General features: G+C 74.6%; 18 protein-coding genes. 9 read left to right on the forward strand and 9 right to left on the reverse strand.

Annotated features, from left to right (window positions below):
* Positions 1-4: 4 nt before the first annotated feature.
* On the reverse strand, positions 5-1,510 hold the full coding sequence (locus AC3D3D_RS07070) for an NCS2 family permease (RefSeq protein ID WP_463663547.1): 1,506 nt from the start codon (positions 1,508-1,510) through the stop codon (positions 5-7).
* A 102-nt stretch (positions 1,511-1,612) separates the two neighbouring features.
* On the opposite strand from AC3D3D_RS07070, the gene AC3D3D_RS07075 reads away from it, so the two are divergent.
* Entirely contained in the window at positions 1,613-2,575 is a 963-nt protein-coding gene (locus tag AC3D3D_RS07075) for an NAD(P)-dependent oxidoreductase (protein WP_463663548.1), read from the forward strand.
* 100 nt (positions 2,576-2,675) lie between these two features.
* Here AC3D3D_RS07075 and AC3D3D_RS07080 read toward each other — a convergent pair whose 3' ends face one another.
* The 4 genes from AC3D3D_RS07080 to AC3D3D_RS07095 all read right to left on the reverse strand — a co-directional run bounded on the left by AC3D3D_RS07080 (position 2,676) and on the right by AC3D3D_RS07095 (position 6,434).
* Entirely contained in the window at positions 2,676-3,953 is a 1,278-nt protein-coding gene (locus tag AC3D3D_RS07080) for an MFS transporter (RefSeq protein WP_463663549.1), read from the reverse strand.
* Entirely contained in the window at positions 3,950-4,876 is a 927-nt protein-coding gene (locus AC3D3D_RS07085; RefSeq protein WP_463663550.1) for a hypothetical protein, read from the reverse strand. The genes AC3D3D_RS07080 and AC3D3D_RS07085 overlap by 4 nt, the downstream gene beginning before the upstream one ends.
* Positions 4,873-5,949 (reverse strand): DUF3027 domain-containing protein, encoded by a 1,077-nt coding sequence (locus AC3D3D_RS07090; RefSeq protein WP_463663551.1) that lies wholly within the window; start codon positions 5,947-5,949, stop codon positions 4,873-4,875. Before AC3D3D_RS07090 ends, AC3D3D_RS07085 begins: the two co-directional genes overlap by 4 nt.
* 110 nt (positions 5,950-6,059) lie before the next feature.
* A complete protein-coding gene (locus AC3D3D_RS07095; RefSeq protein WP_463663552.1) occupies positions 6,060-6,434 on the reverse strand; it encodes a cold-shock protein in 375 nt (124 codons plus the stop codon).
* 199 nt (positions 6,435-6,633) lie between these two features.
* Between AC3D3D_RS07095 and AC3D3D_RS07100 the strand changes: the two genes are divergently transcribed.
* The 6 genes from AC3D3D_RS07100 to AC3D3D_RS07125 all read left to right on the forward strand — a co-directional run bounded on the left by AC3D3D_RS07100 (position 6,634) and on the right by AC3D3D_RS07125 (position 14,949).
* Positions 6,634-8,637 carry a TPM domain-containing protein gene (locus AC3D3D_RS07100; protein WP_463663553.1) on the forward strand — a complete coding sequence of 668 codons (2,004 nt, stop codon included), beginning with the start codon at positions 6,634-6,636 and terminating at the stop codon, positions 8,635-8,637.
* Positions 8,638-8,760: 123 nt separating this feature from the next.
* Entirely contained in the window at positions 8,761-9,573 is an 813-nt protein-coding gene (locus AC3D3D_RS07105) for a PspA/IM30 family protein (RefSeq protein ID WP_463663554.1), read from the forward strand.
* Between the two features lie 443 nt (positions 9,574-10,016).
* The gene (locus AC3D3D_RS07110) at positions 10,017-11,537 is read left to right on the forward strand and encodes a dicarboxylate/amino acid:cation symporter (RefSeq protein ID WP_463663555.1); all 1,521 of its coding nucleotides are present in this window, start codon (positions 10,017-10,019) and stop codon (positions 11,535-11,537) included.
* A gap of 101 nt (positions 11,538-11,638) precedes the next feature.
* Positions 11,639-12,211, forward strand: a complete 573-nt coding sequence (locus AC3D3D_RS07115; RefSeq protein ID WP_463663556.1) for an NYN domain-containing protein — start codon at positions 11,639-11,641, stop codon at positions 12,209-12,211.
* Between the two features lie 96 nt (positions 12,212-12,307).
* Positions 12,308-13,057, forward strand: coding sequence for a response regulator transcription factor (locus AC3D3D_RS07120; RefSeq protein ID WP_463663557.1), 750 nt, complete (start codon positions 12,308-12,310; stop codon positions 13,055-13,057).
* On the forward strand, positions 13,057-14,949 hold the full coding sequence (locus AC3D3D_RS07125) for a sensor histidine kinase (RefSeq protein ID WP_463663558.1): 1,893 nt from the start codon (positions 13,057-13,059) through the stop codon (positions 14,947-14,949). Before AC3D3D_RS07120 ends, AC3D3D_RS07125 begins: the two co-directional genes overlap by 1 nt.
* Before the next feature lie 150 nt (positions 14,950-15,099).
* Here the strand turns inward: AC3D3D_RS07125 and AC3D3D_RS07130 are convergent, their stop codons facing one another.
* Genes AC3D3D_RS07130 through AC3D3D_RS07145 form a run of 4 tightly spaced genes read right to left on the reverse strand, consistent with a single transcriptional unit; the run spans position 15,100 to position 20,688 of the window.
* Positions 15,100-16,791, reverse strand: coding sequence for an FAD-binding oxidoreductase (locus AC3D3D_RS07130; protein ID WP_463663559.1), 1,692 nt, complete (start codon positions 16,789-16,791; stop codon positions 15,100-15,102).
* Entirely contained in the window at positions 16,788-17,642 is an 855-nt protein-coding gene (locus tag AC3D3D_RS07135; RefSeq protein ID WP_463663560.1) for a lysophospholipid acyltransferase family protein, read from the reverse strand. The genes AC3D3D_RS07130 and AC3D3D_RS07135 overlap by 4 nt, the downstream gene beginning before the upstream one ends.
* Complete coding sequence (locus AC3D3D_RS07140) at positions 17,639-18,421, reverse strand: SDR family NAD(P)-dependent oxidoreductase (RefSeq protein ID WP_463663561.1); 783 nt, start codon at positions 18,419-18,421, stop codon at positions 17,639-17,641. The genes AC3D3D_RS07135 and AC3D3D_RS07140 overlap by 4 nt, the downstream gene beginning before the upstream one ends.
* Entirely contained in the window at positions 18,418-20,688 is a 2,271-nt protein-coding gene (locus AC3D3D_RS07145) for an SDR family oxidoreductase (RefSeq protein WP_463663562.1), read from the reverse strand. The genes AC3D3D_RS07140 and AC3D3D_RS07145 overlap by 4 nt, the downstream gene beginning before the upstream one ends.
* 212 nt (positions 20,689-20,900) lie before the next feature.
* Between AC3D3D_RS07145 and AC3D3D_RS07150 the strand changes: the two genes are divergently transcribed.
* Both AC3D3D_RS07150 and AC3D3D_RS07155 read left to right on the forward strand, forming a co-directional pair.
* On the forward strand, positions 20,901-22,115 hold the full coding sequence (locus tag AC3D3D_RS07150) for an HD domain-containing protein (protein ID WP_463663563.1): 1,215 nt from the start codon (positions 20,901-20,903) through the stop codon (positions 22,113-22,115).
* Between the two features lie 135 nt (positions 22,116-22,250).
* Positions 22,251-22,541, forward strand: a complete 291-nt coding sequence (locus AC3D3D_RS07155; RefSeq protein WP_463663564.1) for a WXG100 family type VII secretion target — start codon at positions 22,251-22,253, stop codon at positions 22,539-22,541.
* The last annotated feature ends 78 nt before the right edge of the window (positions 22,542-22,619 follow it).

Below are 22,619 nucleotides of genomic sequence, written 5' to 3' on the forward strand. Positions count from 1 at the left end.
GCGATCAGATTCCCAACGCGTCCTGGATGGGGCCGATCGCGAAGTAGACGAGGAAGGCCACCGACACGCCCCACATGAGCGGGTGCACCTTGCGCAGCTGCCCGGTCGCGGCCATGAGCACGGCGTAGGCGATGACCCCGACGCCGATCCCCACCGCGATCGAGTAGGAGAACGGCATGAAGATGATGGTGAGGAACGCCGGGACGGCCAGCGAGAGGTTCTTCCAGGGGATGTCGACGACCTGCTGCATCATGAGGAACCCGACGACGACGAGAGCCGGGGTGGCCGCCTCGTAGGGCACCGCCTCGGCGAGCGGCGCGAGGAACGTGGTGAGCAGGAAGCACACGCCGGTGACGATGGAGGCCAGGCCGGTCCGGGCGCCGTCGGCCACGCCCGCGGCGGACTCGACGAAGGAGGTGTTCGACGAGACGCCGCCCGCACCACCGGCGGCGGCCGCGACCGAGTCGATGACGAGGATGCGGCGGGTGGCCGGCGGGTTGCCCTCGGCGTCGAGCAGGTCGCCCTCGGCTGCGACGGCGACCATCGTGCCCATGGTGTCGAAGAAGTCGGCGAGCATGACCGAGAAGACGAGGACGAGCACGGCGACGACGCCGATCTTCTCGAAGGCCCCGAACAGGGAGAACTGGCCCAGCGTGGCGAAGTCGGGCACCTGGACGATGCTGCCCTCGATGGCCGGCACGGTCAGGCCCCACCCCTCGGGGTTGGAGCCGTCCGGCGACTGGGCGCCCACGCCGGCGACCGCCTCGACGATCACGGCGAGCACCGTCGCCACGACGATGCCGATGAGGATCGCCCCGCGCACGCGACGGGCCATGAGGATGAGGATGAGGAAGAGCCCGACGATGAAGACCACCAGCGGCAGGGAGGCGATCGAGCCGCCGATGCCGAGCTCGAGGGGCGTGCCCTCGGCGGGGCGGACGATGCCCGCGTTGACCACGCCGATGAGGGCGATGAACAGGCCGATGCCGACCGAGATGCCGGTCTTCAGTGCCGGGGGGACGGCCCGGAAGATCGCCTCGCGCAGTCCCGTGAGCACGAGGATGAGGATGACGATGCCCTCGAGCACGATGAGGCCCATCGCGTCTCCCCAGGTCATGCCCTCCATGCCGACGATCGTGTAGGCCAGCAGCGCGTTGATGCCGAGCCCCGCGGCGACCGCGAGGGGGAAGTTCGCCACCGAGCCCATGAGGATCGACATCACGCCGGCCACCAGCGCGGTGCCGGCGGCGATGGCGGCGAAGTTCGCGCCCTCGGTCCCCCCGCCCAGGTAGTGGCCGGTCGAGTCCGGCGTCGAGAGGATGATCGGGTTGAGCACGACGATGTAACACATCGCGAAGAAGGTGACGAGGCCGCCGCGCACCTCCCGCCACGGCGTCGATCCGCGCTGCCGGATCTTGAACAGGCGCTCGAGGAGGGAGTCGTCGGTCGCGGTCGCGGGCGCTCCGCCGGAGGTGGGCTCCGGTCCGGTGGCGGGGGAGTCAGGGGTCACAGTCGTTCATTATGGACGTTCCGGACGGTTCTCCATAGCCCTGCGCCACAGTGGACGGCGGGCGGGCGGACGCGCGCGCCGGGTACCTGGAGGATGGTCGACATGAAGATGCTGGTCACGCGCAACACCGAGCTCGGCCTCGAGCTGCCCGACGGCGTCACGGCCGTCCCGCTGCGGGAGGGCCGGGCGGTGCCCGAGGAGGACCTCGACGCCGAGGCGGTGGTGGCCTGGGGTACCCCGCAGTCGCTGGCCTCGATGGCCCACGACATGCCGCGCCTGCGCTGGGTCCAGTCCCTGGCCGCGGGCACCGACGCCTTCGAGGCCGCGGGGCTGCCCGAGCAGGTGGCGCTGACCTCCGGCCGCGGGCTGCACGACCGCACCGTCACCGAGCACGCGGTCACGCTCATCCTCACGCTCGTGCGCCGGATGCCCGAGCTGCTGGCCGCCCAGCGCGAGTCCCGGTGGGCGCGGGAGCTGCGCAAGCCGCGCATGCTGCAGCCGCCGGAGCGGGTGGCGTCCGTGATCGAGGCCCGCGTGCTGATCTGGGGATTCGGCTCGATCGGCCGCCGCCTGGCCGACGTGCTCACCGCGATGGGCGCGAGCGTGCGGGGCGTCGCCCGCAGCGCGGGCACCCGGGGCGGCTACGAGGTGCTCGCGGAGGAGTCGGTGGCCGAGGCGCTCGCCGAGACCGACATCCTCGTCATGGTCCTGCCGTCGACGCCGGCCACGGAGCGGGCGCTGGACGCCGACCGGCTGGCGCGCCTGCCCGAGCGGGCGGTGGTCGTCAACGTCGGCCGCGGCTCGACGGTGGACGAGGACGCTCTCGTCGACGCCCTCGAGGCCGGCCGGCTCGCCGGTGCGGCGCTCGACGTCATGCGCGAGGAGCCGCTGCCCGCGACCTCGCGCCTGTGGACGGCGCCGCGGACCGTCCTCACCCCGCACGTGGCGGGGTTCCGCGCCGACGGCGGCAAGGAGCTCGTCGAGCACAACCTGCGCGCGCTGCTCGCGGGCGAGACGTCGTCGATGCGCAACCTCGTCCCCCGCCCCACCCCCTCCGGCGAGTGAGCAGTTTCCGGTCCGGCGAGTGAGCACCTTCCTGCCCGGAGAGCGCCCGTTCGGGCGGTGACCGGACAGCTCTCTGCTCACTCGACAGGTAGAAAACTGCTCACTCGCCGAGGCGGGGCGGTACCGAGCCGTCGGGGCGCAGCCCTGCCGCCCGGCGGGTGCGCCGGTTCGCGTGCACCGAGTAGCGCGGCAGCCACCGCAGCTGCGCCAGGACCGAGGCCCCGGCCGTCGTGGAGGTCACCCAGACCACGACGGCGAGCGAGCCCAGCGCCGGCCCGGCGGCCAGCAGCAGCGGGCTCGCCGCGGCCCCGAGATCACCCTGGAGCCGCCAGGCCGCCAGGAACTGGGACTGCCCCTCCCGCGGCGCGGCGTCGGAGCCGATCGTCATGAGGATGCCCGAGGTCAGGCCGTTGCCGACGCCCAGTACCAGGCCGACGACGCCGAGCTCGCCGGCCGTCGAGGTGAGCGGCACGAGGGCGAGGGCCACGCCCATGACCAGCATGCCGGGCACGCCGACCCACAGGCGCCCGAAGCGGTCCATCACCTGGCCGGCGGGGTAGAAGAGCACCATGTCCATCGCGGCGGCGACGCCGAAGACCACCGACGTGGTGGCCCCGTCGAGACCGATGTGCTCGCCCCAGATCGGCAGGACGGTCTGCCGGGCCCCGCGCACGGCGGCGATCGTCAACGCCACCGCGCCCAGCCGGGCGAGCATCGCCCGATGCCTGCGCAGGACCTCGCCCATCGACACGCGCGCGGTGCCCGCCGGCCGCACGTGCCGGTCGGCCGCGCCGGAGCCGGCGGCCAGCACGACGCCGACCGCCAACAGGGAGGTGACCACCCCGATCGCGAAGGCCCACGGCGTGGCGGCGACGGTGAGCACCGCGGCGCCGACGAACGGGCCGACGAACAGCCCCACCCGGAAGACCCCGGCGATCGTGGACAGGACCCGTGCCCGGCGTTGCGGCGCCGTCGTGCTCGTGAGGTACGCGTGGCGGGCGATGGCGAAGACCGACTGCGCCGCACCGAGGACGAGGGCGGTCCCGGCGAGGGTGACCACCGAGCCGCCGAGCAGGCCCAGCAGGAAGCCGCCCACGGCGACGATGCCGGCGGCGACCATCGCCCACCGGTCCCCCACCCGCGCGGTGAGGGCCCCGGCCGGGACGTCGGCGAGGATCTGCCCCACCGGGACGAGCGCGGCCACGAGGCTGGCGAGCCCGAGGGAGGCGCCGAGGTCGGTGGCCCGCGTGACGAGGATCGGCAGGGCGGCGCCGACCCCGACCTCGAGGAGGAACGTCGGCACCATCGCGCCGAGCACGACGGACCGCAGCGGGAACATCGGGCCCGCGGCGTCGGGCCCGCCCGGCGAGGAGTTCACCGCGGGATATCGTCGACCATGACGGCGATGTCCTCCGCCGTGTACAGGGCGTTGATCTGGCGGTCGTTGGCCCCGCCGTAGCCGTTGGACTCGAACAGGCCGGTCTGCCAGGGTCGCTCGATCTCGCGGAAGTCGCGGGGGCGGTTGTGCACCTGGCGCACGCGCGTGCCGGTGCGCAGGGTGTGCCAGTGCAGCCAGATGTCGTCGGCCTTGGGGCAGCGTTCGAGGAACGCCAGGCCGGAGGCCCGCAGCGCCTCGAGCATGACCGGGGGGTGCAGGACGCCGGAGACGCCGGTGGCGAAGTGCCGGTGCGAGGCCTGGGTGGAGCGCACCGGGTGCCAGGTGAGGTACGGGGTGAGCACCCTGCCCTGCAGCCGCACCCGGTGGGCGCGCATGGCCACGCAGTCCTCGGGGTGGCGCTCGTGGACGGCCCAGATCTCCTCGAGCCACCGGTACGGGTAGATGACGTCGTCGTCGGCGGTGACGATCGGGAGGTCGTGCGACTCGCGGCTCGCCGCGTACGGGTAGTACTTCTTGTGCGGGCCGAGGTCCTCGCACGGCAGGAGCTCGACGCCGCGGGCCATGAGGCGGCGCAGCGCCTGCGGGGGGTCGGCCAGGACATCGGGCTCGTCGACCCACAGGATGAGTCGCGCGGGCCGGACCGAGCCGCGGGCGATCGACTCCAGGGCGAGGTAGACCGTGCGGCGCAGCCGCTTGCCGTAGCTGGTCACCGACACCACCGCGGGGACCGTCCCCACCGCGGGCTCGTCCCGGTCGAGGACGTTGCGCAGGCCGAGGCGGATCTCGTGCCCGGTGGCGGTCCACCGGTGCCGGATGAAGCCGCCGGCCCAGCCGGCGAGGTTCTTCAGCGCCAGGCGCTGCCGTTCCTCCTCCTGGTCCCCCCAGGTCTGACCGTTCGTCACGCGCGGTCCGGTTCGTCGGGCGCCTCGTCCGCGCCCGACGGCGGTGCGTCGCCCGACGCGGATGGGTCGCCCTCGGCCGTGCTCGCCTCGTCGGAGCTCGCCTCGGCCGTGCTCACCTCGGCCTGCGGCTCCGGCTCGGCGTCGGTCGTCGACTCCGGCTCGGCCTCGTCAACGCTCGCCTCGTCCTTGTTCGCCGCCGCCTGCGGCTCGGCCTCGGGATCGGTCGTCGAGTCCCGCTTGGCCTCGGGCTTCGACTCCCGCTCGGCCTCGGGCTCCGGCTCCGGCTCCGGCTCCGGCTCCGGGTTGAGCATCGGCAGGACGAGGAGGTCGGCCTCGTCGCGCACCGGCGGGGTCGCGTCCCACAGCGGGGCCGGTTCGGGCGCGTGGGTCTCCGAGTGCGCGCCGCAGCCGTGGTCGACCGCGACGACGCGACCGTCGTCGGGGGACCACTCGTTGGCGCAGACGCCGAACATCTGTCCCGCGCTGCCGGCGAGCGGCATGAAGAACCCGCACGAGGCGCAGGGCGCGGCCGCGGCGCGGGCGGCGGGCGTGCCGGGTCCGGCGCCACCCTCGTACCACCGCGCCAGGGAGTCGACGCGACCGCGCGGGGACAGCACCCGGGCGCGACCGAGGTCCAGCTCCTCGGCGAGCTCACCGTCGGCGTCCTCGGCCTCCCCGGTGAACTCCCAGGCCTGGACGAGCCGGTCGTCCTCGGCCACGAACGGCAGGACGTCGCCCGAGCCCAGGTCGCCGGGCCGGAGCCGCTCGGCCCACGGCACCCACGCCGGCGCCAGCAGGGCACCGTCGCCGGGCAGGAGCTCGACCTCGCTCACGCTGGCTCGGCGCCCGCGCGGCACGCGGGCCACGGTCACCGCCCAGCGCCACCCCTGGTAGCCGGGGACCTCGGAGGCGAAGTAGTGGGTGCCGACCCGGTCGGCCAGCAGCTCGAAACCGAGATGCTCGCCCACGTGCCCGCCCACGGCGACGTCCTGCGCGGCCCCCCGGGCCGTCTCGACGGCGCCGGACAGGACCTGATCCTTGGCGGGAGCGCGGGTCGCGCGGGCAGCAGACACCCCAGCAGTCTAGGTGGGGATCGCCCACGGGGCGCCGCCGGGCACCGGCCCCTGGGCCGATCGGCGGATGGGTTCGGTCACGCCCGGGGCCGCGGCGGCCCCGGCCGCGCTCAGGCGTCGAACTGGTCGGCGACGGCCCGCAGCATGGCTGCGAGCTTGGCCCCGTTGTCCGGGTAGCGGCCGCGGTTGAGCGTGTTCGAGGCGCGGTCGAGGGTCTTGATGAGGTCCTCGACGATGGTGGCCATGTCCTCGGCGGGCCGCCGGTGCGCGCGCGCCACCGAGGGCGGCGCCTCGAGGACCGTGACCGACAGCGCCTGCGGGCCCCGGCGGCCGTCGGCCACGCCGTAGTCCACCCGGGCGCCGGCCCGCGGGCTCGCACCGGCGGGCATGGCGGAGGCGTGCAGGAAGACCTCGGTGCCGTCGTCGCCGGCGATGAACCCGAACCCCTTGTCGGGGTCGTAGAACTTGACCTTGCCGGTGGGCACGGCGGGACCTCACTCCTCGTGTCGCGGCCGACCTGGTCGGCCTCGCGGCGCTCGCCCCGGGGGGACGGACCGGCGGCGCCGGACGCGCACGATGATACCCGCGCACCGGGCGGGCGTCGCGGCTCCCGCCCCGCGGGACGGGCGCACCACTGCGCGGGATCTCGTTGCGACGACGGCCACATCAGGACAAGATCGACTGGTGAGCCCCGTCCCCCGTCGCCCGCGCCTCCCTCTCGCCCTGCTGGGTGCCCTCGCGGTCGCGGGCGCGCCCGCGCTGCTGGCCGGCCCCGCCCTGGCCGCGGACCCTTCGAACCTGCCGGACGGCGTCGTCGACGAGGCCGACGTCCTGACCGACGCCGAGGAGGCCGACCTCGAGGCGCTCTTCGCCCAGATCGAGTCCGACTCCGGGGTGCAGCCCTTCATCGTCTACGTCGCCGACTTCGGCGGGATGCGGGCGGAGGACTGGGTCGAGCAGACCGCCTCGATGTCCAACCTCGACGACGACGAGGCCCTGCTCGCCGTCGCCGTCGACGAGAGCGCCTACGGCATCGCGGTGGCCGAGAACGCGCCGATCTCCCACTCGGACGCCGAGGACGTCGTCGCCGGCGACGTCACCGACCACTTCCGCTCCGAGGCGTGGAGCGACCTGGGCACCGCCTGGGGCGAAGGCGTCGGCGACGCCACGTCCGGCGGGTTCGGGATCGGCGGGCTCCTCGTCGGCGGCGTCGTGGTCGTCGCCGTCGGAGTCGTGGGCGTGGCCGCCTGGCGCAGGCGGACCGGCCGGAGCGGCGCCAAGGACCCGCTCGAGAACCTGCCCGAGGACCACCCCGCCCGGCTGCCCCTGCCCGAGCTGCGCAAGGAGGCCGGCTCGGCGCTGGTCGGCGCCGACGACGCCGTGCGCTCCTCGACCGCCGAGCTGGAGTTCGCCCGCGCCCAGTTCGGACTGCGCCGCACCGACGAGTTCACCGAGGCGCTGGCCGCGGCCCAGAAGGCCGTCGACGAGGCCTTCGCGGCACGCCAGACCCTCGACGACGACCACCCCGAGACCGAGGAGGAGGAGCGCCGGCTGCTCCTGCGCATCCTCGACCGCTCCGAGGTGGTCGGCAACACCCTGAGCGCCCAGCAGGCGGAGTTCGAGCGGCTGCGGGACATCGAGTCCCGCGTGGAGCAGGTGCTCGCCGAGACGAAGGTGCGCGCCGAGGAGGTCCGCGGGGAGATCGAGAACTCGCGCATCCATCTGCGGGCGCTCGGCGAGCGCTACCCCGCCTCGGCCCTGGCCTCCGTGCGGGAGGACCCCGAGCAGGCCGAACGGCTGCTCGACTCCGCGCTGCGCAGCGTGGACGAGGGCCTGGCCGCCGCCGACCGCAACCGCCGGGCGGCCGTGACGCACGCCCGCGTGGCCGAGGAGGCCGTCCAGCAGGCGGCCCAGCTCGCCGACCGGGTGCAGGGCGCCGGCCAGCAGCTGGAGTCGGCCTCGACCGACCTCGCCCGCGCGCTGTCCTCGATCTCCTCCGACGTCGACGACGCCGACCGGCTCGCGCAGGGCGACCCCGGGGTCGCCGCCGCCCGGCAGGAGGCCGTCGCGGCGATCACCCAGGGCGAGGAGGCGCGCAGCGGTGGCGACCCCATCGCCGCGCTCGACCGGCTCGCCGCGGCGGAGGCGGCCATCGACGACGTCCTGGCCCCCCTCCGCGAGCGCGAGGAGGTCCAGCGCCGACGCCGGACGATCGCCACCCAGCGCGTGCGCTCCGCCGAGTCGAAGTACCGCTCGGTCGACCAGCTCCTCGCCACCCGCCGCGGGGCGGTCGGCGACGAGGCCCGCCGCGACCTGCACCGGGCCCGCCGCGCCCTGGACGAGGCCCGGGGCGCCGTCGAGTCCGCCCCGGACCAGGCGATCACCTCCGCCGACCAGGCGCTCGCGCTCCTGCGTCGCACCGAGCAGGAGGTCGAGCGCGACGTGACGGCCATGCAGATGGGCGGCGCCGGCTGGGGCGCCAACCCCTACGGCCGCGGCTACCACCCGCGCCGCGGGGGCGTCGACGTCGGCTCGCTGGTCATCGGCGGGATCATCGGCGGGCTGCTCGGCGGCGGCAACGACCACCGCGGCGGCTGGGGCGGCGGGGGCGGCTTCGGCGGCGGCTTCGGGGGCGGAAGCTTCGGCGGTGGCGGCTTCGGCGGCTCCAGCTCAGGGGGCCGCTTCTAGGCCGACCCACCCGGCCCGACCACGGGCCACGCGGGGGCACCCGCCCCGCACACGCACGACGTCGCCCCGGCGGCGTGGCACGACCAGGACCAGGACCTTCACCACCACCGACAGGGAGATCAGATGGCTCAGAAGCAGAGCATCTTCGGACGTATCGCCCAGCTCACCCGGGCGAACATCAACGCGCTGCTCGACCGCGCCGAGGACCCGGAGAAGATGCTGGACCAGATGGTGCGCGACTACACCGACTCGATCAAGGAGGCCGAGGACGCCGTCGCGCAGACGATCGGCAACCTGCGCCTGGCCGAGCGGGACTACGAGGAGGACGTCCGCGACGCCCGCGACTGGGGCAACAAGGCGCTGGCCGCCTCGAACAAGGCCGAGGAGCTGCGCACCGCCGGAGACGCGGCCGGTGCGGCGAAGTTCGACAACCTCGCCAAGGTCGCCCTCAACAAGCAGATCACCGCCGAGGGCGAGGCCGAGTCCGCGCGCCCGATGATCGAGTCGCAGAACGAGGTCGTCGAGAAGCTGAAGACCGGCCTCACGCAGATGCGCGGCAAGCTCGACGAGCTCAAGAGCAAGCGCGACCAGCTCGTCGCCCGCCAGAAGACGGCGGCCGCGCAGAAGCAGGTCCAGGGCGCGATCAGCTCGATCAACGTCCTCGACCCCACCAGCGAGATCTCCCGCTTCGAGGACCAGGTGCGCCGCGAGGAGGCCTACGTCGCGGGCCAGGCCGAGATCTCGTCCGGGTCCCTGGAGGACCAGTTCGCCGAGCTGGCCGACCACAGCAAGGACACCGAGATCGAGGCCCGCCTGGCCGCGCTCAAGGCCGGACGCTCCCCGCAGGCGATCACCTCCGGCTCGGACGACGCCGGCGAGTACGTCCCCGGCGCGCGCAGCGCCGAGCCGCAGGGCGAGGACCGCACCACCTACTGACCGCGCGGCACCCGGGCTCATCCGCCCCGGTGCCCGCACACCTCCCGGGCACGGCCCGGGGTCGACGTCCCGCGTCGGCCCCGGGCCGTCGTCGTGCCTGCCCGGGACCGGATCGTGGGACGGGCGGCCAGGGGGTTCCCCACCCGGGCGATCCGTGCTTGTATGTGAATCGTCAACCAACCAGTCCGCATCGCGGACGTGACTCGGGAGCAGCGTGGGCAACCTCTGGCACCTCACCTGCCGGCTCGACGTCGACCTCGGTCGCCGCTCGACGTCGGGCTGTCGCCGCCTGCCCGCGCGGCCGGTCCGCTGACCCGCCCGTAGCTCCTGCGCGCCGCCCACCGGCGCACCCTGGTCGGTCACCATCGCCCGACCCCCTCCCCGGCGACGAGAGCCGGCCGGCGCGCGAGCGCGCGCCTCCCTCACGAACGAAAGGCACAGCTGTGTCCACCCCTTCCACGACCGCGCGCCCGCGCGGGCTGCGGCTGCCCTCCTTCAGCGCGCAGATCATCATCGGTCTGGTCGCCGGCGTCCTGCTCGGCTGGCTCGCCCTCGAGCTGGGCACCACCGGGCCCGAGGAGGAGCCCAACGCGCTGACCACGACGCTGTCGACGATCGGTTCGGTGTTCGTCGGTCTGCTGCGGGCGATCGTCCCGCCGCTGGTCTTCCTCGCGATCGTCACCTCGATCGCCAACCTGCGCGGCATCGCCAACGGCGCCCGGCTCGCGGCGCAGACCCTCGTCTGGTTCGCCGTCACCGCCCTGGTCTCGGTGCTCATCGCCATCGGCCTCGGCCTGCTCCTGCAGCCCGGCAGCAGCTCGGGCGTCGACGCCTCCGAGGCCTCCGCCCCGGGGCGTGAGGGCGGCTGGCTCGACTTCCTCACCGGCATCGTCCCGGCGAACTTCCTCGGCCTCGAGGTCGACGGGTCCCTGGAGACCGGGGCCGACGGCGCCGTCGAGGGCCTGAGCACCTCCGCCGGCTTCAACGTCCTGCAGATCATCGTCGTCGCGCTCGTCGTCGGGATCGCCGCGCTCAAGGTGGGCCGGAAGGCCGAGCCGTTCCTCTCGGTCTCGGCCTCCCTGCTCGCGGTGGTGCAGAAGGTCCTGTGGTGGGTCATCCGCCTGGCCCCGATCGGCACCGTCGGCCTCATCGGCAACGCCGTGGCGACCTACGGCTGGAGCTCGATCGCCCAGCTGGGCACGTTCACCCTGGCGATCTACCTCGGCCTCGCGCTCGTGCTGCTCGTCGTCTACCCGGTGGTCCTCAAGGGGCACGGCCTGTCGGTGACCCGCTACTTCCGCGGCGCCTGGCCGGCGATCCAGCTGGCCTTCGTCTCGCGCTCCTCGATCGGCACGCTGCCGGTCACCCAGCGCGTGACCGAGCGCAACCTCGGCGTGCCGCGCGGCTACTCCTCCTTCGCGGTCCCGCTGGGCGCCACCACCAAGATGGACGGCTGCGCCGCGATCTACCCGGCGATCTCGGCGATCTTCGTCGCCCAGTTCTTCGGGCTCTCCCTGGGCGTGACGGACTACCTGCTCATCGTGTTCGTCTCCGTGGTCGGCTCGGCCGCGACCGCCGGCATGACCGGGGCCACCGTCATGCTCACCCTCACGCTGTCCACGCTGGGGCTCCCCCTGGAGGGCGTGGGCCTGCTGCTCGCCGTCGACCCGATCCTCGACATGGGCCGCACGGCGGTCAACGTCGCCGGCCAGGCGCTCGTGCCGGTCGTCGTCGCCCACCGCGAGGGCATCCTCGACCGGGCCCAGTACGACTCCGCCACGGCCGAGGACCTCTTCCGCGAGGACGAGGAGGAGGACGCCGGCTCTGACGTCGCGTCCGCCACCGACGACGCCGCGAAGGACCGCGCAGCGGCCGACGGTGACGGTGACGACCGGAGGGCGTCGACCGACGGCGCGACCGCCCGGCCCGCCGCACCCGAGGACGAGCCGGCGCTCACGCGCTGACCGACCCGCCGCGCCCCCGGGCGTCGGCCCCGCCCCCACCGGGCCCGGGCCGGCACCCGGGGGCGCGGCATGTCCGGCCACCGGCCCCCTAACCTGGGGTCATGAGCGAGAGCCCGTCCACCTACCTCGTCGTCGACGGCGAGAACATCGACGCCACCCTCGGGGTGAGCATCCTCGGGCACCGGCCCAACCCCGAGGAACGGCCACGCTGGGACCGGGTCCTCGCGCACGCGGGCCGGGTGTGGGGCGGGGACGCCAAGGGCCTGTTCTTCCTCAACGCGACCTCCGGCAACCTCCCGGCCTCCTTCATCCAGGCCCTGCTGGCCATGGACTACCGGCCGATCCCCCTGGCCGGGTCGGGCTCGGCCACCGAGAAGGTCGTCGACATCGGCGTGCAGCGCATGCTCGAGGCGATCCTCGCCCAGGGGCACGGCGACGTCCTGCTCGTCTCCCACGACGGCGACTTCCTCCCCCAGGTCGAGGACCTGCTGGCGGCCGGCCACCGGGTCGGCGTGCTCGCCTTCCGGGAGTTCCTCAACCTCGAGCTGACGGCGCTGACGGCGCAGGGGCTGACGATCTTCGACCTCGAGGACGACGTGCGTGCCTTCACCTCACCGCTGCCGCGCGTGCGCGTCATCCCGCTCGAGACCTTCGACGCCGCGCAGTTCCTGTGACCGCCGCGGCGGGGGTGGCGGACACCACCACCGCCCCGTCGGCGACCCCCGGCCCGTTCCCAGGAAACGTCCAGGCAGCGGGTCGACCATGTGCCCATGTCCCCTGACCGCGACGCCTCGGGCGAGGCGCACCTGCTTGTCGTCGACGACGAACCCAACATCCGCGAGCTGCTCACCGCCTCGCTGCGGTTCGCCGGCTTCGAGGTGACCCCGGCCGCCGACGGCAACGAGGCGCTGCGCCGCGCCGCCGAGAACCGGCCCGACCTCGTGGTGCTCGACGTCATGCTCCCCGACATGGACGGGTTCACCGTGCTGCGCCGGCTGCGCGCGCACGACGAGTCGCTCCCGGTGCTGTTCCTCACCGCGCGCGACGACCTCTCCGACAAGGTCCACGGACTGACCGTCGGCGGCGACGACTACATCACCAAGCCCTTCAGCCTGGAGGAGGTCGTGGCCCGCATCCGCACCGTGCTGCGCCGCGTGGGCATCACCGGGCAGACCGAAGACCAGGTGCTGCGCTACGCCGACCTCGAGATCGACCAGGACGCCTACGAGGTGCGCCGGGCCGGGGTCCTCGTCAACCTCGCGCCCACGGAGTTCAAGCTGCTGCGCTACCTGCTCGTCAACGCCGAGCGGGTGGTGTCCAAGGCGCAGATCCTCGACCACGTCTGGGAGTACGACTGGAACGGGGAGGCGACGATCGTCGAGTCCTACATCTCCTACCTGCGCCGCAAGGTCGACTCCGCCGCGTTCCTCGGGCTCACCGGCGCCGACGCCGAGGCCCTCGTCCCGCTCATCCACACCCGACGCAACTTCGGCTACGTGCTGCGGCGGCCCACCTCCTGATGCTGGGTCGCGCACGACGCTCCGGCCCGACGGCGCCGGGCGGCGGGGGCTGGTCCCTCTCCGCCCGCCTCGTCGTCTCCGTCGTCCTCATCCTCGGGCTCGGGCTCGGGCTGGCCGGGACGACGGTGGTCGCGGTCCTGCGCAGCCAGCTCATCGACCAGCTCGACGAGAACCTGCACGACACGGTCGACACCATCGCCCAGCAGGACCTCGAGGAGATCCGGGCGGGCGACGACCAGGTGGTGCCGACCCGCTACGTCGTCACCGTCGACCTCGAGGGGCAGCGCACCACCACGGTCGCCCACCCCCAGACCTCCGAGGTCGTCGGGCTGCCCGTGCTCCCCGACGACCCGGCCTCCCGCCCGACCACCGTGCGCGGCACGGAGAACCGGATCACGTGGCGCTCGCTCGCCCTGCCGCTCGTGAGCTCGACCGGCCAGCAGGTCGGCGTGCTGACGATCTCGACCCCGATGGACGAGGTCTCGGCCACGGTGCGCGACACCGGCAAGTACGTCGTGCTCATCTCGCTGGCACTCGTGGTGCTCGGCGCCACCGGCGGCTACGTCCTCGTCCGGCACGAGCTGCGCGACCTGCGCGCCATCGAGCGCACCGCCGGGGCGATCGCCGCCGGCGACCTCACCCGCCGCGTCCCCGCCGGCGCGCCGGGAACGGAGATCGGCAACCTGTCGGAGTCCCTCAACACGATGCTCGCCCAGATCGAGCGGGCCTTCGCCGCCCGCTCGGCCTCCGAGCGGCGGATGCGGCGCTTCGTGGCCGACGCCTCCCACGAGTTGCGCACCCCGCTGGCGACGGTGCGCGGCTACGCCGAGCTGCACCGGATGGGTGGGGTGCCCGAGCCGGAGGTGCCCGCGGCGATGGGCCGCATCGAGGCCGAGGCCTCCCGGATGGGGTCCCTCGTGGAGGACCTGCTGGCACTGGCCCGCATCGACGAGGCCCGCCGGCTCGAGCTCACCGAGGTCGACCTCGCCGGCCTGGCCGCCGACGCGGTCCGCGACCTCAAGGCGCTCGACCCCACCCGCAGCGCCCGCCTCCTCCCGCTGCCCGGGGCGCCCGGGCCGACCGTGGTGCGCGCGGACACCGACCAGATCCGCCAGGTCTTCGCCAACCTCGTGGGCAACACCGTGCGGCACACGCCGGCCGGCACCGACGTGGAGATCTACCTCGGGCACCGCGCGGCCTCCGACCGGAGCTGGGCCGCCGTCGGACGGCTCGACGCCGAGCAGGACGCCGCGCGCGAGAGGGCCGACCGCTCCCCCGACGACGCCGCCTCCCCCGCGGGGGACGCCGGGTCGGCCGGGGACGCCGGGTCCGAGGGGGGCACCGGGTCCCGCGGTGGCACCGGGTCCGAGGGGTCCGACGGGGGCGCCGGGACCGCCGCGGACGGCGCGGCGGGGCGCGACGGCGCGGGACCGCAGGGGGCCGGCGCGCAGGGGGCCGGGGCGCCGGCCGGCGGCACCCGCCGGACCGCCGACGGCAGGACGCCCGACGGCCGGGCGCAGCCGGACCGGCGGGTGCGAGCCCTGCGCTGGGGCCGCGCGGAGGCCGAGGTCGCGACGGCGCCGCTGGCGAGCGAGCCGCTGCCCGTCGCGCACGTCGTGCTGCGGGTGCAGGACCACGGCCCAGGCATCCCCGCCGAGGAGGCGCGCCGGGTCTTCTCCCGCTTCTACCGGATCGACCAGTCCCGGGCCCGCTCCGCCGGCGGCGGCTCCGGCCTCGGCCTGGCGATCGTCGACTCCGTCGCCCGGGCGCACGGTGGTCGCGCCCGCGTGCTGCCCACGCCGGGCGGCGGGGCCACGATCGAGCTCGAGCTGCCCGTCGACGGTCCGCCCGCGGACCCGGCCACGGCCGGCAGTCCGCCGCGGCCCGTCTAGATGTACTGAGCCGGCAGCCCCCTGCGGACCGTCCAGGCCGCCGCCCGCAGTCCGCCGCCGGCCGTCCAGCCCACAGCCAGCAGCCCGCCGCGGCCCGTCCGGGTGGGGATCGCCCTGGTCACCGGCCCACGGACGGGCCGGCGACCGAGTTCACCACTCGCGGTGGCGCGGCAGGAGCGAGCCGGGGTTGAGGCGCCGTCCGGGGTCGGCCGAGCGCAGCAGGCCGACCATGAGGTCCACGCCCGCCTCGGAGATGTCCTGCTCCATCCACGGGGCATGGTCGGTGCCGACGCCGTGGTGGTGCGAGAGGGTGCCCTCGCCGTCGATGAAGGCCTGCTGCACCGCCTCCTTGACGTGCCAGTACTGCTCGAGCGGCGCCGCGGCGTCCGGCCCCTCGGCGGCGGGGAAGGCGAAGGTGAAGTACAGGCAGGCGCCGGAGTGGTAGCTGTGCGAGAGGTGGCACATGATGTAGCCACGCACGCCGAGCTCGTCGAAGGCGGAGCGCGCGCCCGAGATCACGCGCTCGTAGATCCCGCGCAGGCGCGACCAGGGGGCGGCGGTCTCCGAGACGTCGGCCAGGGCGCCCTTGTCGAGGAGGAAGTCACGGATGTAGGGCGTGTCGAACTTCTTCTGGTCGTACAGGGCGCCGGGCCCGGTGCCCAGCGGGATGCCCCCGTGGGCGGCGACGATCTTGCCGACCGCCTTGCGCTGGTAGGCCACGTGACGCGGGGAGCCCTCGTAGCCGACGTAGCTGAGGCACACCTGGTCCAGGTCCCAGCCCCGGGCGGCGAGCAGGTCGAAGACGCCCGCGGAGATCTTCCCCTTGAGGCCCTTCTGCTCCTTCTGCGTGGACAGTGAGAACTGGGTCTCCATGGGGTCCGAGACGCGCGTGACCGAGGGGTGCACGTCGGAGGTGGAGATGTCGTGCATCGCCTCCAGGGCCGAGCCCCAGTTCTGGAACAGGTAGGCCACGATGAGCCGCTTCTCGGGCAGGCGGTGGACGTTGATCCACGCCTCGGTGATGACGCCCAGGCGCCCCTCGGAGCCGAGGATCATCTCGCGCACGGACGGACCCGTCGACGTCGACGGCAGCGGCCGCAGCGCGACCACCCGGCCGGGCAGCACGGTGCACAGGCCGCGGGTGATGTCGGCGATGTCGCCGTACCGGTCGGACTGCATGCCCGAGGACCGGGTGGCGATCCAGCCGCCGAGGGTGGAGTGGCGGAACGAGTCGGGCTGGTGCCCGGAGGTCCAGCCGCGGGCACCGAGCTGCTCCTCCAGGTCGGGCCCGAGGACGCCGGCCTGCACGCGGGCGAGCCCGGCCTCCTCGTCGATCTCGAGCACCTTGTTCAGCCGGCCCATGTCCAGGGAGACGATCGGCCTGGTCTCGGCGGGCTCCGGCGTCAGCGAGCCGGAGATGTTGGAGCCGCCGCCGAAGGGGATGAGCACCGCGTCGCTCGCGTCGACCAGGTCCACCACGGCGCGCACGTCGTCCTCGTCGCCGGGGTAGACGACGACGTCGGGCACGCGCGGGAGATCGCCCGCGCGCACGCGCACGAGGTCGCTGATGCCCTTGCCGTAGGTGTGCACCACGCGGTCGAGGTCGCCGGTGACCACGTACTCGGCGCCGACGGCGGCCCGCAGACCCTCCGCGAGCGCCTCGGGCAGCCGCGGGGCGGGCACGTCGATGTCGTCGAAGCTGGGTGGCGGCGTGCCGCCCTCGGAGAGGTCGAGCCCGACATGGTCCAGCACGAAGGGGGCGAAGTTTGGCTTGTTGTCGTAGGTGAACGTCACGCCCTCGACGCCCCACCCCCACCACTTCTGATGCTGGACCTGCGTCACGATGCCTCCTCCTGGCCGCCCCTGCGGCCCTTGGTGCCGGCTCCCGGCCGGGCGACGACCACGTCGGGGGTGCGTGCCTGGTACATGGCCGTCACCTGCGCCTGGATGCGCTCGTTGAACTCCCGGATGCGCTCCCCGCTGCGCGGGCGCAGGGGCCGGCCGATGACGACCTTGAGGGGCGGGCGCCCGCGGGAGGGCAGCGACTGCCCCACGGGCATCGCCTCGTGGAAGCCGATGAGGGCCACCGGGATGCACGGGATGCGCCGGGTCACGCACAGCGCGGCCACGCCCGGCTTGAACCGCCCCATCTGCCCGTCGCGCGAGCGGGTGCCCTCGGGGAAGATGAGCAGGGGCACACCGGCGTCGACCAGGCGGGCGGAGAGCCCGGCCTTGCGGCGGTTGCCCGAGCGGTCGACGGGGTAGGTGTTGAAGAACAGGGCGGTGAGGACCCGCGTGAGCCGCTTGGTGTAGAAGGTGTCGCCGGCCGCCGCCGTGGCGACCCGGCCCGCGTGCTGCCACGGCATCGTGGCGTGGATGACCGCGGCGTCGAGGTGCGAACTGTGGTTGGGCGCGATGACGAACGGGCCGCGCACGCCCTGGAGGTTCTCCCGCCCGACGACCTCGATGCGGGTCATGGTGTGCACCAGCGCGTTGAGCGGCCCCTTCTGGGCCGCGACGCGTCCCGCGCGCCACAGCCCCGAGGTGTACTGCAGCAGGCTGTCGCCCGCCGCGTCGACGAGCCGGCCGGCGGCCTGCCTGGCCGCGCGGGCCGCCTGGTGCGCCTGCGCGCGCGCCGTCGGGCCCGCGACCTCCCCCTGCTGGTGGTCCTCGTGGACCGGTGCGGCGCTCATCGTCTTCCTCCCTGGATGGCGCGGGCCACGGCCCGCACGGCTGCCTTGGGACCGCGTTCGGCCGCGAACGCGATGATCTTGTACCGCCACGAGGGCACGACCCGGTAGTCGCCCCGCTCGGCGGCGTCGAGGGACTCGGTGGCGACCTGGTCGGGGCCGATCCACAGGGCGTCGGGGATCTTCCCCGTCGGCATCCCCGCGCGCTGGTGGAACTCGGTGCGCACCCAGCCCGGCATCACGCAGGTGACGGTGACGCCGGTGCCCTCGAGCTCGGTGCTCAGGGACTCCGCCCACGTGTTCGTCCACGCCTTGATGGCGGAGTAGTGGCCGGTGGCGATCATCCCCGAGACCGAGCCGATGGGGATGATGACCCCGTGCCCGCGGGCGACCATCGTGCGCGCCGCGGCCGCCCCGGTGTCGAGGACGGCGCGGATCATGAGGTCGATCGCGGCATGGTGCGGGGTCATGTCCTCCGCCGCCAGGGAGGCGTAGAGCCCGTGCCCGGCGTTGTTGACGTAGACCTCGACCGGACGCTCCTCGTCCTCGAGGCGAGCGACGACGGCGTCGGTCCCCTCGCGGGTGGCCAGGTCGGCGCGCAGGACCTCGACCTCGACGCCGAGCGCGCGCAGCTCGGCGGCGGTGGCCTCGAGCCGTTCGGGGTTGCGGGCCACGAGCACGACGTCGAGGCCCCGCAGCGCGAGGTGCCGGGCGACGGCCAGGCCGATGCCCGAGGTCCCGCCGGTGACCAGTGCCCTGCCGCGCAGGCGCGTGCCGCTCACGACCGGATCCCCCGCACGGCGCGCCACACCGGCGCGATCCGCGACTCGGCCGTGCCCGTCCAGCTGACCACCGGCCAGCGGCGGGCGCGCGCGAAGGTGTACAGCGCGGAGTCGGGGTTGACGGCGGTGGGGTGGCCGACGACCTCGAGCCAGGGACGGTCGGCGTAGGCGTCGCCGTAGGCGAAGGAGGCCGGCAGGTCCCAGCCGTGCTCACGGGCCGCGCGCACGAGCCAGGCCGCGCGCGCCTCCCCCACCAGCGGGGACTCGGCGAGGTGGCCCGTCCAGCGGCCCTCGTCGTCGACCTCCATACGGCCGGCGACGATGTGGTCGAACAGGTCGTGCAGGGGCTCGACGAACACGTCGATCTCGCCGGTGACGAGGACGGTGCGGTGGCCCGCGGCCCGGTGCTCGGCGATCCGGGCCAGCGCCTCGGAGTGGATGTTGGCCCGCAGGGAGGGGGCGAGCCGCTCGTCGACCAGGGCGCGCATCCGCTCGTCGGTCACCCCGGTGTAGCGGCGCATGACGGTGCGGATGAACTCCCCGCGGTCTCTACGGTCGGCCGAGAGGTAGCCGGGCGCCTGGGCGACGACCTCGGCCACCGCCTTGGGCCAGGAGGCGGGCGACTTCGCCTCGAGCTCGGCCCACAGCAGGTGCTCGACCGGCGTCGAGCGGGCGATCGTGCGCTGCAGGTCGAAGACGGCCACGACGTCCTCGCGCCGGGCCAGGGCCGAGCCGGGGACGGGACGCACCCCGCCCGAGGCCGAGCGGCGCTGACGCATGAGGCCCGGGACACCGGGGATGTGGACCTCCTGGAGGTAGACCTGCCAGTCGATCTCGGTGACGTCGAAGCCGTGCTCGACGACCCGCTCGGGCGGGAGCGCGGCGTGCAGCTCGCGGGTGCGGCGGTCGTCGAAGATGACCTCGGTCTGCGTGTAGGGCTGGTAGAGCTCGGTGAACTTGCGCAGCGTGCGCAGGTCCCGGCCGGCCTTGTACAGGGTCGAGGACCACTTCCGCGAGGTCTCCGAGCCGGGCAGCATCGCCACCGCCCGGTCGGCCAGGGACACCAGCCGCTCCCGGCGGCTCAGGCCGCGCTCGACGGCGTGGCCGTGCGGGAAGGACCAGGCCGGGACGGTGACCTTCGCGCCCTCGGCGTCCGAGAGCGGGTGCGCCTGGAAGTACTCGCGCACCAGGGAGTAGAGCCGGCCGAAGCGCAGCGGGTTCGTCAGTCCGGAGCCCACCTGGTAGTAGGCCGGGGTCCCGCGCGGCGGCGGTGCGGCCGCGGCGGCGAGGACGGCGTTGACGACGAAGTCGACCGGGATGACGTCGAGGATGGTGTCGGCCAGGGCGGGGAACTCCGGCAGGAGGCCGCGGCCGTAGGCGGCGATGAGGGGGTCGGCCACCTTGAAGCCGTCGATCCACCCCGGGTAGGGGTGCCGGAACGCCGACTCGATGATGGTGGGTCGTACGACCGAGAGGTGGTGCTCCGCGCCCCACCGGTCCTCGGCGACCCGCTCCCCGAGCGCCTTGGTGAAGGTGTAGACGTCGGGCCAGCCCAGGGTGCGCGCGCGGTTGCGGCCCGCGGCGACGAGCTCGTCGCGCACGTGCCCCTCGCGCGCCTCCTCCGCGGCGGCCGAGACGGCGCGGGCGCCGGCGCGGCCGTGCTCGTCGGTGGCGTCGGCGAGGAAGCCGGCCAGGCGGTCGGCGTCGCGGGAGGCGTGGTCGGCGCGGGTGCGAGCCACCTGCGAGGCCTCGAGCTCGACCCGCCAGTCGACCTCGTGCTCGAGGGAGGTCTCCTCGGAGACGCCCTTGCGCAGGCCGGCCACGTAGGAGGTCGAGACGTGGACGACGTGCGGATCGGCGCCCGAGGCGAGGATCGCGTCGTAGAGCGAGACCGGGCCGCCGACGTTGGCGGCGAAGGCCTCGTCGATGGGCAGGTCGAAGGAGACGGTGGAGGCGGAGTGCACGACGACGTCGAGGTCGCCCGGCAGCGGCGGCACGTCGCCGAGGTCGCCCTCGAGGACGGTGACGCGCTCGGCCAGGGCCGCCTCGACACCCTCGTCGCCGACCGCCTCGCGCCAGGTGGAGAACACCGGCTTGCGGGTGATCCGACGGATGCGCTCGGCACCGGAGATCTCGCCCCGGGGACGAACCAGCAGGGTCATCCGGGTCGACGGGTAGGCCGAGAGCAGCTTCTCCAGCACGGCCTGGCCCACAAAACCTGTGGCGCCGGTGATGAGGACGTGCGCATCCTCCAACGGTTGAGTCACCCTGGCACTCTACTGGCCGGGGCACGGGGCGTCCTGCCCCGCTCCGTCGCGCTCGTCACCCGGATGCGTGCACCCGGCGGCCCCCGACGGCGCGACCCGCACGGTACGCACCACCTTCCGCCCCTGGGCCCGCCGGTGCCGGACGGGGCTACCATCGTCGGCGCGGACCCGACGGGCCGCGCAGCACCCCCGACCGGAAGAGGCTCGCTCCTATGGGCGTCACCGACGCTCCGCAGTGGCTTCCCGCCGCCTTCGCCCGAAGCGCCGCGGCCGTCGGCGCCACCCTGGGCCGCGAGGAGCTCGAGGCCCACGCCCGGGACCTGCTCGCCCGCTGGGCGGAGCCCGGGCGGCACCACCACGGCGTCCGGCACCTGACGTTCGTGCTGATGAAGGTCGACGAGCTCGCCCAGGAGACGCACCACCCCGACCTCGTGCGGCTCGCCGCCTGGTACCACGGCCTGGTGTTCTCCGTCGCGGAGCAGCAGGCATACCGCCGCACGGCCGGGGAGGACGAGGTGGCCTCCGCCGAGGTGGCGCGCACCGAGCTGGTGCGCCTCGGCCTGCCGAAGGAGCTCGCCGACCGGGTCGCCGAGCTCATCCTGCACCTGCGCGGGCACGAGGGCGACCACGACGACATCGACCGGCTCGCGCTGGCCGACGCGCACCTGGCGGTGCTCGCCAAGCGGCCGCAGGAGTACCGCGCCTACCGGGAGACCGTGCGGCGGGAGTACGCCCACATCCCCGCCCGGCACTATCTCCAGGCGCGGATCGCCATCGTCACGCACCTGCTCGGGCGGCGGCAGATCTACGCCAGCCCGATGGCCTCGGCCTGGGAGCCGGCGGCGCGGGAGAACCTCACCTCCGAGCTGGAGATCCTCACCGCCGAGCTCGCCACGCTCGGCGAGTGCGGACCGGAGGGCGACCTACCCGACGTCGGGACCGGAGGCGCGGTACCGGGTGCCGACCGGCACGGGCCGTTCCGACCCGCCCACGCGCAGCCGCCCGAGCCGGCACCCGGCCCGGAGCCCGTCCGACGGCCGGTCGCCGAGCGCATGGTCACCGCCCCGCCCGCCGCCGCGGAGCCGGGCCGCCCGGGCGACGCAGACCGGGAGCCGCCCCCCGCCTCGACGCTCGAGCTGGGTCCCGACGAGCTCTTCGCCCGCCCGCGGCCGGGCGGCCCACGGCCCGGCGCCCTGCGCCCCGGCGTGCAGGCGCCTCCGCATGCGGCAGGTCATGGCCGGAGGGTCGACGCCGGCCCCGGCGTTCCACGCCCGGACCTCGTGCGCACCGGCGCCTCGGCCGGCTCCCCGGCGAGAGCCGAGGAGGACGAGCAGCGCGAGGATCCCTCGGCGGGTGCCGCACAGGAGGACGTCGGCTCCGGCATGGAACGCGGTCCGGACGACCTCCTGCGGCGTCGCCGGCGCTGACCCGCGCCCGGCACCCACAGGCTCGCCGCCGACGCGGCGCTCCACAACGCGGTCGATCGGCCGGCCGGCCCGGCCCGCCGCACTCCTAGCGTCGTCCCCGTGGCCCGCACCGGGTGGGCCGGAAGGGGGACGGACATGGCACGGTTCCAGGTCGACAGCGGGGAGGTCGCGACCGCGGCCGCCCAGGTGCGCACCACCGCGGGTGCGGTGCGCTCGGAGGTCGCCGCGATGATGGCGCACCTGGTGGCGCTGCAGGGCACGTGGACGGGCGGGGCCTCGGCGGCCTTCGGTTCGTGCGCCGAGCAGTGGCGCACGCTGCAGTCGCAGGTCGAGGCGAACCTCGACCAGATCTCGCTCGCGCTGGACTCGGCGGCCCGCGGGTACGACGAGGCCGAGAGCGCGGCGCACGGCATGTTCGCCGTCTGACCCTGCCGGCGGGGCCCGCGGCGTCAGGCCCTGCTCGCCGCCGCGGGCCCCGTCGCCGGACACCGCCTAGCATCGCGT

It is taken from the genome of Georgenia sp. X1117 (assembly GCF_057784635.1).